Origin of the sequence: Psychrobium sp. nBUS_13 (assembly GCF_051201665.1) — a bacterium.
GTDB lineage: Bacteria > Pseudomonadota > Gammaproteobacteria > Enterobacterales > Psychrobiaceae > Psychrobium.
Map to the genome: position 1 here is coordinate 63,545 of NZ_CP179210.1, position 13,671 is coordinate 77,215.

General features: G+C 41.2%; 15 protein-coding genes. 11 read left to right on the plus strand and 4 right to left on the minus strand.

All coding sequences use genetic code 11. The features are described 5' to 3' along the window. Positions 1-5: 5 nt before the first annotated feature. Positions 6-512, minus strand: coding sequence for a peptide deformylase (gene def / locus ACMAZF_RS00280; protein ID WP_435275515.1), 507 nt, complete (start codon positions 510-512; stop codon positions 6-8). Between the two features lie 207 nt (positions 513-719). Between def and ACMAZF_RS00285 the strand changes: the two genes are divergently transcribed. The 7 genes from ACMAZF_RS00285 to ACMAZF_RS00315 all read left to right on the plus strand — a co-directional run bounded on the left by ACMAZF_RS00285 (position 720) and on the right by ACMAZF_RS00315 (position 6,594). Continuing rightward, a complete protein-coding gene (locus tag ACMAZF_RS00285; protein ID WP_435275516.1) occupies positions 720-1,796 on the plus strand; it encodes a LysM peptidoglycan-binding domain-containing protein in 1,077 nt (358 codons plus the stop codon). A 44-nt stretch (positions 1,797-1,840) separates the two neighbouring features. Next, positions 1,841-2,953, plus strand: a complete 1,113-nt coding sequence (gene dprA, locus ACMAZF_RS00290; RefSeq protein WP_435275517.1) for a DNA-processing protein DprA — start codon at positions 1,841-1,843, stop codon at positions 2,951-2,953. Continuing rightward, on the plus strand, positions 2,953-3,426 hold the full coding sequence (locus ACMAZF_RS00295; protein ID WP_435275518.1) for a DUF494 family protein: 474 nt from the start codon (positions 2,953-2,955) through the stop codon (positions 3,424-3,426). The genes dprA and ACMAZF_RS00295 overlap by 1 nt, the downstream gene beginning before the upstream one ends. Positions 3,427-3,574: 148 nt before the next feature. Continuing rightward, entirely contained in the window at positions 3,575-4,426 is an 852-nt protein-coding gene (cobA, locus tag ACMAZF_RS00300; RefSeq protein WP_435275519.1) for a uroporphyrinogen-III C-methyltransferase, read from the plus strand. Continuing rightward, complete coding sequence (locus ACMAZF_RS00305; protein WP_435275520.1) at positions 4,386-5,342, plus strand: precorrin-2 dehydrogenase/sirohydrochlorin ferrochelatase family protein; 957 nt, start codon at positions 4,386-4,388, stop codon at positions 5,340-5,342. Before cobA ends, ACMAZF_RS00305 begins: the two co-directional genes overlap by 41 nt. A 46-nt stretch (positions 5,343-5,388) precedes the next feature. Beyond that, on the plus strand, positions 5,389-5,838 hold the full coding sequence (locus tag ACMAZF_RS00310) for a YaiI/YqxD family protein (protein ID WP_435275521.1): 450 nt from the start codon (positions 5,389-5,391) through the stop codon (positions 5,836-5,838). Then, entirely contained in the window at positions 5,839-6,594 is a 756-nt protein-coding gene (locus tag ACMAZF_RS00315) for an SDR family oxidoreductase (RefSeq protein ID WP_435275522.1), read from the plus strand. A 14-nt stretch (positions 6,595-6,608) separates the two neighbouring features. On the opposite strand, the gene ACMAZF_RS00320 is transcribed toward ACMAZF_RS00315, so the two are convergent. Next, complete coding sequence (locus ACMAZF_RS00320) at positions 6,609-7,247, minus strand: DUF2959 domain-containing protein (RefSeq protein ID WP_435277148.1); 639 nt, start codon at positions 7,245-7,247, stop codon at positions 6,609-6,611. 92 nt (positions 7,248-7,339) lie between these two features. Here ACMAZF_RS00320 and ACMAZF_RS00325 point away from each other — a divergent pair, with 92 nt between their 5' ends. From ACMAZF_RS00325 to ACMAZF_RS00340, 4 genes are read left to right on the plus strand one after another with little or no spacing between them, the layout of a single operon-like run. Continuing rightward, the gene (locus tag ACMAZF_RS00325) at positions 7,340-8,260 is read left to right on the plus strand and encodes a virulence factor BrkB family protein (protein WP_435275523.1); all 921 of its coding nucleotides are present in this window, start codon (positions 7,340-7,342) and stop codon (positions 8,258-8,260) included. Continuing rightward, positions 8,226-9,191: a prolyl aminopeptidase gene (pip, locus tag ACMAZF_RS00330; RefSeq protein ID WP_435275524.1), complete on the plus strand. Its 966-nt coding sequence runs from the start codon at positions 8,226-8,228 to the stop codon at positions 9,189-9,191. The genes ACMAZF_RS00325 and pip overlap by 35 nt, the downstream gene beginning before the upstream one ends. Positions 9,192-9,199: 8 nt before the next feature. Beyond that, positions 9,200-9,637: a D-aminoacyl-tRNA deacylase gene (gene dtd / locus ACMAZF_RS00335; protein WP_435275525.1), complete on the plus strand. Its 438-nt coding sequence runs from the start codon at positions 9,200-9,202 to the stop codon at positions 9,635-9,637. 4 nt (positions 9,638-9,641) lie between these two features. Further along, positions 9,642-10,418, plus strand: a complete 777-nt coding sequence (locus tag ACMAZF_RS00340; protein ID WP_435275526.1) for a YiiD C-terminal domain-containing protein — start codon at positions 9,642-9,644, stop codon at positions 10,416-10,418. Here ACMAZF_RS00340 and ACMAZF_RS00345 read toward each other — a convergent pair. Further along, complete coding sequence (locus ACMAZF_RS00345) at positions 10,415-11,320, minus strand: DUF3014 domain-containing protein (protein WP_435275527.1); 906 nt, start codon at positions 11,318-11,320, stop codon at positions 10,415-10,417. The genes ACMAZF_RS00340 and ACMAZF_RS00345 overlap by 4 nt on opposite strands. A gap of 13 nt (positions 11,321-11,333) precedes the next feature. Then, positions 11,334-13,415 (minus strand): ATP-dependent DNA helicase RecG, encoded by a 2,082-nt coding sequence (gene recG / locus ACMAZF_RS00350; RefSeq protein ID WP_435275528.1) that lies wholly within the window; start codon positions 13,413-13,415, stop codon positions 11,334-11,336. Positions 13,416-13,671: the final 256 nt, after the last annotated feature.

Below are 13,671 nucleotides of genomic sequence, written 5' to 3' on the forward strand. Positions count from 1 at the left end.
TTTCCTTATTTCGCTAGTAATTTAGCTTCTTTCTCTAATTTTTTGGTAATTCGTTGGCGTTTTAACGGAGACAAATAATCTACAAATACTTTACCAAGTAAGTGATCAAGCTCGTGCTGAACACAAATTGCTAATAATTCACTAGCGTCAAATTCGAATTCTTTACCATCACGGTCTAACGCTTTAACTGTTACCGCTTCTGCTCGCTCAACACTTGCGTAAATACCTGGTACAGATAAACAACCTTCTTCGTTCATCATTGAACCTTCACGCTTGATGATTTCAGGGTTAACCATAATGATCGGAGTATCCTGATCTTCTGAACAGTCCATGACAACAATGCGTTGGTGAATATCAACTTGAGTAGCCGCTAGGCCAACGCCTTTTTCGTCGTACATAGTTTCTAGCATGTCATCGATAATTTTTTGTGTCTCGCTAGTAACTGCTGCAACTGGTTCTGCAACTGTGCGTAATCTTTTGTCTGGAAATTGTAATACTGTAAGAATGGCCATAATTTTTCTCGTTCAAACTATCAATCTAATGGTAGGTCCGCTATGAATCTGTGATATGTTGTTATTTTAAACATTTCATCAGCGCTTTGACAGTTTTATCTGGTTGAAGTGACTGGATTTTGAGATCATTGTTGCAATATTATTTCTTGATTGATTAAATCAAGATACTTTTAACTTTTTTAGAACGATTTACGCAAGGATTTTGCTATGTGGCGAGTGTTGATTTTATGCATTCTTACTTTGGTAGTTCATCAAGTGAATGCGGATGAATTAAAGGTGAAATCCGATTCGCCGAAACGTTATGTGGTGGTGAAAGGGGATACCCTGTGGGATATCTCTAGTAAGTTTTTATCAACACCGTGGCACTGGCCTGAGCTTTGGAGCATGAATAAGCAAATTTCAGATCCCCATTGGATTTATCCTGGTGATGTACTGAACCTAATAATGGTTGATGGCAAACCGCGTATTGTGATTGAGCGTAGCAAGCCAGCCCTTAAAATGACGCGTCATGGGCGAAAATCACGCAAAGTTAATCCAATTCCAACGATTCCTTTGTCTGACGTCATGCAGCATTTAACTGAGCATCAAATAGTAACATTAGGCGAGTACGATAATCTTCCTGTGTTAGTGGGCTCGGAGCGTGACACTGTTTTTTATAAGCAAACTGATATTGTTTTTGTAAATAAAAAGCTTGTTACAGGGGCTAAATACGGTATTTATTCTCGAGGACGTATTTTTTCTTCGCCAAAAACTAATCAAACGTTGGGGTTAGAGCTTAATTTAATTGCGAAAGGCGAAGCGACACAATCGGCTGATATTAGCCAACTACGATTGGATGATATTAAATCTCAAGTAAAAACAGGTGCTGTAATTATGCCGCTACCGGCAGATGACTTACCTGCTTATTTCTTACCGGAAGCTGTCTCAAGCGATGTTGCATCAGAAATAATTGGTTCAGCTAAAATTTATCGTGAGTCTGGTTTAAACGACGTTGTTGTTATTGATGGCGGTAGTGAGCAAGGCATTAAGCAAGGCCATGTATTTAGCGTTTTCCAACCGGGGAAAATTCAGTTTGTTGATAGTGAAGGGGAAGTGAGAGACCCAATCAACTTCCGATCATACGATCGCATTAAAGCGTATTTTGTTGATGAAGAAACTCAAAAGTTACCCAATGTATACCGTGGAAAAATAATGGTTTTCAGAAGCTTCTCAAATTTGAGCTATGCTTTAATTATCGATATTAAACGTCCTGTTAGATTAGGCGATGAGTTAATTAACCCTTAGGTATTAATTGTTCATTCTCCTTTTAGGCGTCATTAGGAGAATGAATGCAACGTCTACATCAGGTCCTCACGTTAGATTTATTGCCGCAATTAGGTGTTTATCGCCTATTGCAGCGATTGAGTGGGTTAGATGCTTTCCAGTTATTCAAATTAACAAGCCTCCAATTAAAAGAGCTTGGATTTAATGCTTCTCAAATTTCGTTAATTCAACATCCTCCAAATGACAAAATAGCCGCGGTAGAATGCTGGTTAACGCAGCAACCAAATCGTTTTGTTGTGAGTTATTTTGATGATAACTACCCGCCTTTACTTAAAGAAATCTCATCGCCACCATTATTGCTATTTTGCCAAGGCAATGTTGGATTGTTGCATGCACCACAAGTCGCTATGGTTGGTAGTCGCGCGGCAACCATTTCGGGTAAAGAAACGGCAAAGCGTATTGCTCATGATTTAGCTGCTCATGGTATTTGTGTTACTAGTGGACTAGCTGCTGGAATTGATAGTTGTGCTCATCGCGGAGCGCTAAATGCGCAGGGTGCAACTATTGCTGTAATGGGATGTGGTTTAAATACAATTTATCCAAAATCTAATGTGGGCTTAGCCTCTGAGATCCTCAACCGTGGATTATTAGTATCGGAGTTTTGGCCTGATATAACACCAAAAGCTTCTCAATTTCCAAGACGCAATCGTATTGTCAGTGGTTTGTCGCTAGGTGTTGTCGTCGTTGAAGCCGCTGACAAAAGCGGTTCATTAATCACTGCTCGTCTTGCCTCCGAGCAAAATAGAGAGGTCTTCGCAGTACCCGGTTCTATTAATAATCCAAAAGTGGCAGGCTGTCATAAATTAATTACTCAAGGAGCTAAACTTATTACAAGCGTGGCCGATATTTTAGAAGAGCTTCATCACTATAATCTTGTTAAAGAGCTTGATATTGGTGATAAAGATTCACATGACAACATTCACACATGTCAACATTCAGAATCAGTTGCCGATCCTATTTTAGCCAATACTGGCTTTGAGACGACAGCCGTTGATGTTATTGCACAACGTTGCGATATGACAATTGAACATGTGCTCGAGCGCCTTTTGATGCTTGAATTGTCCGGCCAAGTTAGTTCTCAACCTGGTGGTTATATTCGTATTAAGGGGGCAATTTAATGTTTGAATGTCTTATGTATTTATTTGAAAATTACAATCATAGTGAGATGGACGTAATGATGGAAAATAAAATCCTGACTGATGAGTTATCAGAAGCTGGCTTTCAAAAAGACGCCGTGTTTAAAGCGCTGGCTTGGATTGAGGGTTTGGCAGATATGCAAAACAGTCTTGATTATTCGGCACTATCACAACAACCTTTACAGTCTGTTCGTGTATTTACAACTAACGAATGTGTGCAATTAGATAAAGAGTGTCGCGGTTTCGTTTATTTTCTTGAAAGCATCGGTGTATTAAATCCTGAAACTCGAGAAATGGTTATCGAACGAGCCACGCAAATTGAAAGTAAATCCTTTTCCGTTGATGATCTAAAGTGGGTCGTATTGATGGTGTTATTTAATTTACCTGATCAACAAGCTGCGTTTACTCAATTAGAAGGGCTAATGTTTGATGAAGGTGGCGGCACCATGCATTAACTATTAATTACCATCAAAAATGAAAACCGCTAACTTAGCGGTTTTTTTAGCTTTGCTGTACTTTGTTATAACTAATAAGTTAAAAATGGTTGTTTGTTATTCCATGTGGGTATATTTTGTTGTTATTACGATGATAGAGTAATAGGCAATGAGTAATTTAATTCAACAAATAGTAAGCAAGAGTGTTTTTGCAAAAGGTGAAGTGGCTTTAGTTGGCGCTGGACCAGGCGATCCTGAGCTATTAACTATTAAAGCGTTGCGCTTTATTGAGCAAGCTGATGTTGCTGTTTATGACCGTTTAGTGAGTCCCGAAATCATGTCGCTACTTAGTGACGATTGTGAATTAATTTATGTTGGTAAAAAACAGGCGGATCATCGCTTAACTCAGGATAAAATTAACGAATTACTCGCAGAGCAAGCCAAACTAGGTAAGCGTGTTTTACGTCTTAAAGGTGGCGATCCCTTTATATTTGGCCGTGGCGGCGAAGAAGCACTTCATTTACTAGCTGAAGGAGTCAGTTGTCATGTTGCGCCGGGAATGACGGCAGCATCATCATGTGCTGCTTATGCTGGCATTCCGCTAACTCATCGTGGTGTTGCACAGGGCTGTAGTTTTATTACTGGGCATTTGCAGACCGAAGGGCGTTTGGATTTACCGTGGCCAGCCCTGAGTGTTGATTCGCAAACAATCGTTTTTTATATGGGAATTAATACATTAGAAACAATCAAGCAGCAGCTTATTGCACATGGACGTAGTCCTGATACACCAGCAGCAATCATTGAGAAGGGGACGCGCCCAGAACAAAAAACAATTCGCGGCACCTTAACTTCATTGCCTGAATTAGTTAAACAACATGATATAAAACCACCCTCACTAATTATTATTGGGCATGTGGTCAATCAGTTCGAAGAACAAAACCTAAACAATAACGGCTATTTTCAAGCCATAGAGTCTGAAGATGCAGTATTTTCCGATTTTCGTCGATACACAGCAGCTTAATGTTTTAGTGGTTGGCGGCGGCGAAGTCGCCACCCGAAAAATTGAACTGTTGCTTAAAAGCGCTGCCAATGTGACTGTAGTTTCTCCTGAATTATCAGCTGAAATTCAAGGGTTTGTGAATATTGGTCGTGTTGAACATATTAACGGGCTTTATCATGAGTCCATGCTAGATAACCGTCAGTTAGTTTTTGTTGCCACTGCAAATAATGAACTGAATGCGCAAATTAGTGCACAAGCCAAAGCGCGTAATGTTTTTGCTAACGTTGTCGATTCACAAGCGCTATGTCATTTCATTACCCCATCTATTATCGATCGCTCACCGATGGTCTTTGCTATAAGTAGCGAGGGTGCTGCGCCAGTATTGGTGCGTTATTGGCGTGAGCGATTAGAAAGTATCATTCCTTTGGCATTGGGCAAGGTTGCAAGCTTCTCTGGTAGTAAGCGCCAAATAGTAAAAGATAGCTTTAATGATGGTAATCAACGACGTCGTTTTTGGGAGCGTTTCTTCTCGTCTGGTGATAGTGATGACGTTTCAAAATTAAGCGGTTTATTCAAGCGTTTGTTGAATAAAGAACAACAAATCGATGGTGTTGACGGTGAGCTCTACTTGATACAAACAACGTCAGACGCACAGATGTTATCACTGGCTGCTCTGCGTCATATGCAGCAATCTGATATTGCATTAGTTGACGAAAATATCGACGATCAAGTTATCGAGCTGATTCGAAGAGATGCTAATATTTCTAAATTAAATCAGTCAGATAAATTAAGCCAGATAGAGCGTTTATTAAAAGATAATCAACGGGTTTGCATACTATCCAATAAACCCTTGGCGCAATGGCAAGGTGTTTATCAACAATTCTCTGCAGATTTTACGGTGCGTCAGTTTCATTCTGCGCTATCAATTGGCGAGTGATAGCGCTAGAGTAAGCCCATTATTAGTTTGAGCTTATTGAATTGTTATGAATATTTGGGTCGATGCCGACGCTTGTCCTGTTGTTATTAAAGAAATCTTATATCGCGCGGCTCATCGCGCCAAAATTTCCATGACGTTAGTTGCTAATCATGCACTGACCACTCCGCCTTCTCCCTATATTAAAACGCAAACCGTACTTAGTGGGTTTGATGTCGCTGATGATGAGATCGTTAAGCAGGTTGAACCCAACGATTTAGTGATTACCAGTGATATTCCGTTAGCTGATGAAGTCATCACTAAGAAAGCGAAGGCATTGAGTCCGCGTGGTGAGCTTTATACCAAGGCTAATATTAAAGCGAGATTAAATATTCGTGATTTTATGGATACGATGCGCGCTAGTGGCGTTCATACTGGCGGCCAAGCCCCGTTAAGCCAAACCGATCGCCAAAACTTCGCGAATCATCTCGATACCATTATTCGTAAGGCGCAATCGTAAATGGCTGCTCCAACCAAAATTGCACTAATTACTGGAGGCAGTCGCGGCATCGGTGCTGCTACAGCGAGAGTATTGGCGCATCAAGGTTATCGAATTTGCATTAACTATCGCGATAATCATCAAGCGGCCACAGCGCTACAACAAGAATTATTGGCAATATGTGAGCATGTGGTAATCAAACAGGCTGATGTTGCAAAAGAATCTGAGGCTGTTGAGTTATTTGAATTCATTGATGAGCATTTAGGATCCATCACGGCATTGGTGAATAACGCAGGCATTCTAAAGCAACAGTGCCGCTTGCAAGACTTAACGGCTGAGCGTATCAATGAAGTTTTGCAAACTAATGTCACCGGCAGTTTTTTATGTGCTCGTGAAGCTGTAAAAAGAATGTCGACAGCGCTAGGCGGACAAGGTGGTGCGATAGTGAACGTTAGCTCTGCAGCATCGTACACGGGCGCGCCACGTGAATATGTCGATTATGCCGCCTCTAAAGGCGCAATGGATAGTATGACGAAGGGATTGTCATTAGAGGTCGCCGCTGAAGGTATTCGGGTTAATAGTGTTCGGCCGGGTTGCATTTATACTGATATGCACGCTGATGGCGGTGAAGCGGGTCGAGTCGATAGACTTGCGCCATTAATTCCCATGCAACGTGGTGGCCAGCCAGAGGAAGTAGCTAATGCTATCGCCTGGTTATTATCTGATGAGGCGTCGTATGCAACGGGCACTTTTATCGACCTCGCTGGTGGCCGATAAAAGTCATTTCAAGGTTATTTAGATAGCGTTTCAATAAACTTATTGGATTCGGCAATCGATTGATTAACTTCTTTAATTAGAATTGCAATCTCTTGTTTTAATTGCTTAAATTCAACTTCTATCGCATTCACTGCATTGGCGTTTAAGTTGTGTTTCAAATAAAGAACATTATCATTTAATGCCGCTAATACGGGGTCCATTTTCTTTTCTGATTGATGCATACTCCGCAGCATTCGGGCATATAGTCGTTTGGTATCACTCAGTTGCTTTGAACTGTTTCGTTTAAACGTTGCGTTGCTATATTGGTCTATTTCATCTTCCCATTCACTAAATAGTGCTTGGGCAACTGATTCAACATTGCCGATACGTTTTGACACGAGCTCTTTGGCCTCTGTGCTAGCAGCGTATTGGTCGTTAAGATTGTTATAGATAGTTTCTAGCTCGCCACCATTAAAATTAATAAGTGCTGATAATTCTTCTAATGCAGAATTAAACTGCTGCTGCGCTTCGTTTTGAGCATCACGTGTGTCTTCTACGCGATCGACTAAAATGTCGCGCTTGTGAATACCGACTTTTTCCATCGCGCCATAATAAGCACTTTGACAACCGACTAAGGCAACAAGTGTTAGGGCAAATAAAAAGTTTCTCTTCATCATTATATCCTTATCAATCTATTTGAAATCGTGCAATTTCAAGTGGTTTGGTTATTATTGTATCTATACAATGTTGTGCAAAGGTCTGCCAAGTGAAAAATAAATTTTCAGTCGAAAATATTAAATCTATCATCGCTACTATTCCGGCGTTAGTGATGCATGTTTTTTATCGTGCAAAGCAAAATAGACTGCGCATGGTAGCTGGCTACCTCGCGTATGTGTCATTGTTGTCTATAGTACCATTGGTCACGGTGATATTTTCAGTTTTATCGGCATTCCCAGTATTTAAATCGATGCGGACTCAAATAGAAAACTATGTGTATGGCAATTTCATTCCAGCGTCTGGTGATGTTGTACAGCAGACGATCGGCGAATTCGTTGATAATGCTTCGAAAGGCGGTGCTATTGGTATCGGCGCATTAGTTATTTTCGCGTTAATGCTAATTTCCAATATTGATAAAGTACTTAATCAGATTTGGAAAAGCCCTAAAAAACGCCCGCTAATAATCTCTTTTTCAATCTATTGGATGGTCATTACACTAGGCCCACTGTTTGTTGGCGCTAGTATTGCGATTAGTTCATATGTGATTTCACTAGGTGGATTGCAAGAAGGCGTTTTTAGCGGGGTTATGGAGTTTTTCTTACGCTGGTTACCGCTATTTTTCTCTGTGTTAGCATTCTTAATGATGTATTTGATGGTGCCAAATGTTCGCGTTAAGGTGAGAGATGCTCTTATTGGCGCAGTAATCGCCGCAGTACTATTTGAATTAACCAAGAAAGGATTTGCTATTTATATTAGTAACTTTCCTTCATACCAGGCGATTTACGGCGCACTGGCTGCAATTCCTATTCTATTTGTTTGGGTATATTTATCTTGGATTGTGGTTCTCATTGGTGCTGAGATTACTGCTGGTTTACCTGAGTTTTATGCACCTAACAATGCTGCAAGTGATGAGCAACAGCCAAAGGAGTTAACAGATGAACGCGTTGTTTCCGGAGATAAAACCGTTTGATGAGCAATCTTTAACGGTTTCTGCTATTCATACATTAAGCATTGCTCAATACGGTAATCCCAATGGTATTCCGGTTGTTATCTTACACGGTGGCCCCGGTGGAGGGCGCAGTCCCCGTTTAACCCAATTTTTTGATCCAAAACATTATCGAATGGTGACGTTTGATCAACGAGGTTGTGGACAATCAACGCCTTATGGCGAGTTACGAGACAATAATGCTCAGGCGTTAATTGACGATATTGATACTATTAGGCAATTTTTAGGTATCGATAAATGGCTGGTATGCGGTGGTTCGTGGGGAGCGCAGTTAGGATTACGATACGGATTTCGTTATGCTGAACATGTGGTGGGGTTTATTTTACGCAGTCCATTTTTAGGGCGCCGACAAGATTTACAATGGCGTTTTGCTCCTCATGGTGGAGCGGCACAAATATTTCCTGATCATTACGCGGAGTTCAGTGAACGACTAGAGCGATCTGATACTTTAGACCCTGTGCTAGCTTATTGTAATGCGTTTCAACATGGCAGCGAATTTGAGCAACTTGCTGCCGCACAGCAATGGTCCATTTGGAAGGGCCGTTTGTCTCATTTGGTACCACCTAAAGTGGCGAAAGAGCGCTTTGGTCTTGGCAAGAAATCATTGGCTTTAGCGCGCATCGAAAGTTACTTTTATAAAAATAAATGTTTTATGCCTGACAATCATATCATTGATAATATAGATAAAATAAAGCACCTAAACTGCATTTTGATTCATGGTCGTTATGATATGGTATGCAAATTAGAAGGGTCACAAATGTTGGCACAGCAGTGGCCTAGTTCTCAGTTACAAATTGTACCTGGCGCAGGGCATTCTAGTAGTGAAATTGGTGTTATTGATGCACTGATTCAAGGCTCTAATAATATGGCAAACTGGTTAAGTAAAAGAGTATAGATTTAAAAATGATTGCGTTAATTCAACGAGTAAAACAAGCAAAAGTAGAAGTCGATAACCAATCGATTGGTGAAATTAAGCAAGGTTTATTAGTACTGCTGGGCGTAGAGAGAGATGATACTCAGGGTCTGGCTGATAAACTATTAAAAAAAGTGGTGAGTTATCGCATTTTTAATGACGCAGAAGACAAAATGAATTTAAGTCTTAAAGACATCGAAGGTGAGCTGTTGGTGGTATCTCAATTCACCTTAGCTGCGGACACAAGTAAGGGATTACGTCCTGGTTTTTCTGCTGCAGCGACACCCAGTGATGCTAAATCGTTATATGAATATTTTGTGGCGCAGAGTAAAGCAATGAGCTTTGACACCCAAACTGGAGAGTTTGGTGCTGATATGCAAGTTTCTTTAGTTAACGATGGTCCTGTAACTTTTTCACTAAAGGTTTAAATTAATGGCAATAAACTGGAATGTTCTACCTTGCGATAACTTAAGATTATGCCAGTTTATGGCTAATTATGAGTTACGTCAGCAAGATTATATGGTGGCATCTGATGGCGATCATATTCTGGGGGCTGGATTATTAAATGATGACGATAATGTTGCTCATGTCGATGTAGTAGTAGCTCCTGAACATCGAGGGCAAGGGTTAGGAAAACAGATAGTCACTCGTTTGATTGAATCAGCTAAAGCTAACAGTGTCGAACGTCTAACTAGCCATGGCGACTTTGGTTTTTGGCAATCGCTTGGTTTTGAAAAGCTCGGTAATGGCGATTATTGTTTGTTATTGCCCGCAGCAAAACAACGATTGGTAGAGACATGGCATCAGGGGATTCCTGTTACTGAATTTTTAGGATTAGATATTACCTTTAATGATGCATCGCGCGTTGAAACCTGCGCTGACATGGAGAAAAGCATTAATGTGCATCAAAGCATGTTTGCTGGCGCCATATATTCGCAAGCAGTGTTGACTGGCTGGGGTCTTATTCATTTGCGTGCTCAACAGGCTGGTGTTAGTGGGTCTATTGTTTTAGCGTCTGGTGATATTAAGTATCGAAAACCTATTACAGAGTCACCACGGGGTGTTGTGAAAGAAGTTATATCCTTATCTGATTTTTCAGTGCTTGAACAAGGTAATAAATACCGTATTGAGCTCATAGTAAACATGTATCAAGGTGATAGTGAAGAAGCTAGCGCCCAATTTATTGGGCGTTATGTAATACTGCCTTAGTTCTGAGTGCTCTTTTCTAGTTGCTCTAAAGCGCCTTGAATTTGTTGCAGCTTAGGGCGTAATTTAGTGATGTTATCTGGGCCCATTCTTAACATCAATTTTTGAATATCAGATAAACCTTCCAATTGCGGATCGGCATATTTATACATCGCCGATGGTGCAATAACCTTGATTGGGTTTCTAATGACAGGCGCTTGCAACATTTCGCCTAATGCCAGATCTAATGTGCCAACAAAGGCTCCCTGTTCATAGCCAAGTTCCATATAAGCTTCGTCAAGGAGTGGCGCCATAAACACTAAGGCGTCTATTGCCATGTCAACATTGAGTGAATTAATGGTGTCGACGTATGGCGTATAACGTTCATAACTTTCAGGATCAATATACATCTCTTGTTCGATTTCATTAATCGAAAATTTAGCACTGGGGGATAAGATTGGACTGAATTTGGCTGCAAGATCTCCACGCGATGCATTATCAACAAAGGTGACGAAATTTCTAACTATATCTTTATTATTTAGATGGTTAGTTGCCGTTGGCAGCCAAGATAGCTCTTTGGCTTTATCAATGGCTAAAGTGTCTGACTCATCTAGTGTCGGAAGCGGTTCAGGTTCTGGCTCAACCTCAGGCTCTATGAGCTCTGTTGTCACTGCTTCTGGAATTACAGTCTTTTCCTCAGTAACCTTTGCGGGTTCAGCGATTGGTGCTGGAGTGGGTTCAACTTCAATTTCTGCCACTGGAATAACTTTGGGTTCAACAACTTCGATCGATGTTGCTGGCGGCGGCGCTGGCGTTTCGCTATTGAGGATTATAACGCCAGCAACCGCTGACACTAAAATTAATGCGCCAATCGCGTAAATTTTCATTGGCGCTTTTGTTTCTGTTGAGCTTTGATTTTCTTGCATAAATAAATCCTCGTTACGCTTGGCTAAAGTGACTTTTATTCCCAAGCCAGCGTTTTACAATGGGGCCAACCCACTGTGGGTAATGAATAATTAACTGATTAGCTAAGTAGCCAACCTGTGGTACTAATTGCTGATCTCTAACTAGATCAGCAATTTTTAAATCTGCTAGGCCGGTTTGCTTGGTGCCCAATACTTCACCGGGCCCACGAATTTCAAGATCCTTTTGCGCAATGACAAAACCGTCATTGGTTTCTCTCAGCACGCCTAAACGCTTGTTTGCGGTATAAGATAACGGTGTTTTGTATAGCAAGACACAATGGCTTTCAACACTGCCGCGACCTACACGTCCACGTAGCTGATGAAGTTGAGCTAAGCCAAGGCGTTCTGGGTTTTCAATAATCATTAGGCTTGCATTAGGAACATCAACACCTACTTCAATGACAGTTGTAGCAACTAGAAGATGAATGTCGCCTTGCTTAAACGATTCCATTACCATTTGTTTTTCTTTGGCGCTCATCCGGCCATGAACCAAACCTACTTTTAAGTCTGTTAATAACGCAGTTAGTTCCGTTGCCGTTTGCTCTGCTGCCTGACATTGCAATACTTCGGATTCATCAATCAGGGTGCATACCCAATAACTTTGACGACCATTGAGACATGCATTTTTAACACGCTCAATAACTTCATCTCGTCTCAAGTCACCAATGGCAACCGTTTTCACGGGAGTTCTGCCTGGCGGAAGTTCATCAATGACTGATGTGTCTAGATCTGCATAGGCTGTCATTGCTAGAGTGCGAGGTATCGGGGTGGCTGTCATGACAAGTTGGTGAGGATAGCAATTGTTATGCAATCCTTTTTCTCGCAATGCGAGGCGTTGTTGCACGCCAAACCTGTGTTGTTCGTCAATAATGACTAAGGCGAGATTGTGATAATTGACGTCAGGTTGAAAAACAGCATGGGTGCCGACAATCATATTGACAGTGCCATCAGCAATTTCCTGCATTGTTTTCTCGCGTTTCTTTCCTTTTAGTTTACCCGCCAACCAACCAACTTTAAGTCCTAAAGGGGCTAACCAGTGCTCGAAATTAATGGCATGTTGTTCTGCTAATAGCTCTGTAGGCGCCATTAATACGACTTGATGACCTTGCGACAGTGGGCCAAGTGATGCCAATGCTGCAACCAGCGTTTTTCCTGAGCCAACATCTCCTTGCACTAATCGCATCATCGGTTGTTCTAACGTCATGTCTTGTTTTATTTCGCCAATGACGCGTTGCTGCGCATTAGTCGGTGAAAAAGGCAGTGAAGATAGCAGTTTTTTCTCAAGTGGATTAGTTGGATTAATGATGACCGATTTAAGGTTTTTTGTTTGTTGTTTAGCTTGCAACATAGAAAGATTATGGGCAATAAGCTCTTCTAGGGCTAAGCGCTGTTGCATTGGGTGTTGACCCGTGGTCAATAGTTCTGTATCGGCCTCTGGTGGGGGCTGGTGGATATACAAGAGTGCTTCTTTTAATGTTGACTGTTGCGCATAAAGATTTGGTGGTAACAGGTCGGTTATTTCGAAACGCTTTAAATAATCTACCACTTGTTGCGCGATATTTCGCATGGTGATTTGCTTAACGCCATCGGTAGTTGGATAAACCGCTGTTAATGTTTCTTGGGTTTCGATTTGGCTATATTCGTCAACAAACTTGTATTCGGGGTGAACAATCTCAATGCCACGACTACCGCGTTTAATCTCGCCAAAACAACGTATTTTTCGTCCGGCCTGGAGCGCATTCTTTTGACTGGCAGCGAAATTAAAAAATAACAACGAAGCACGCCCAAAATCGTCACTCACGTGACAAATTAACATGCGACGACGACCGTTGGTTAACTCGCAATGTTCGATTGTTGCAATAAAGCTGACATGGTCACCAGGCACTAACTGGTTGAGAAAATAAAGCTTGGTACGGTCTTCGTATCGACTAGGTAAATGAAACAGCATGTCTTCAATTGTTCTTAAACCTATTTTTTCGAGACGTTGCGCCATTTTGTCACCAACGCCTTTGAGATCGGTGAGAGGTGAAGTAAGCATGCTGGTGTGATGTAACATTGATTTCTTAGTCGAGCTTAGTGTTGTTTGACAATATACGCCGTGTGATTAAATCGCAAGTGCTAGCTGTGACAAAATATTACATCGAGTAACGGGAAATTAGGGAATTATCAAATTAACAATTGATTAACATATTTTATAGGTAAATATCTGTCACTAGTGACAGGTTATTGATATGTGAACTAGCCCTTGAAAAGTAGGTTGTTTTTTATTCTGTCTGAATGTCTTCGTGATGCCTGTCACGCATTTGATATGT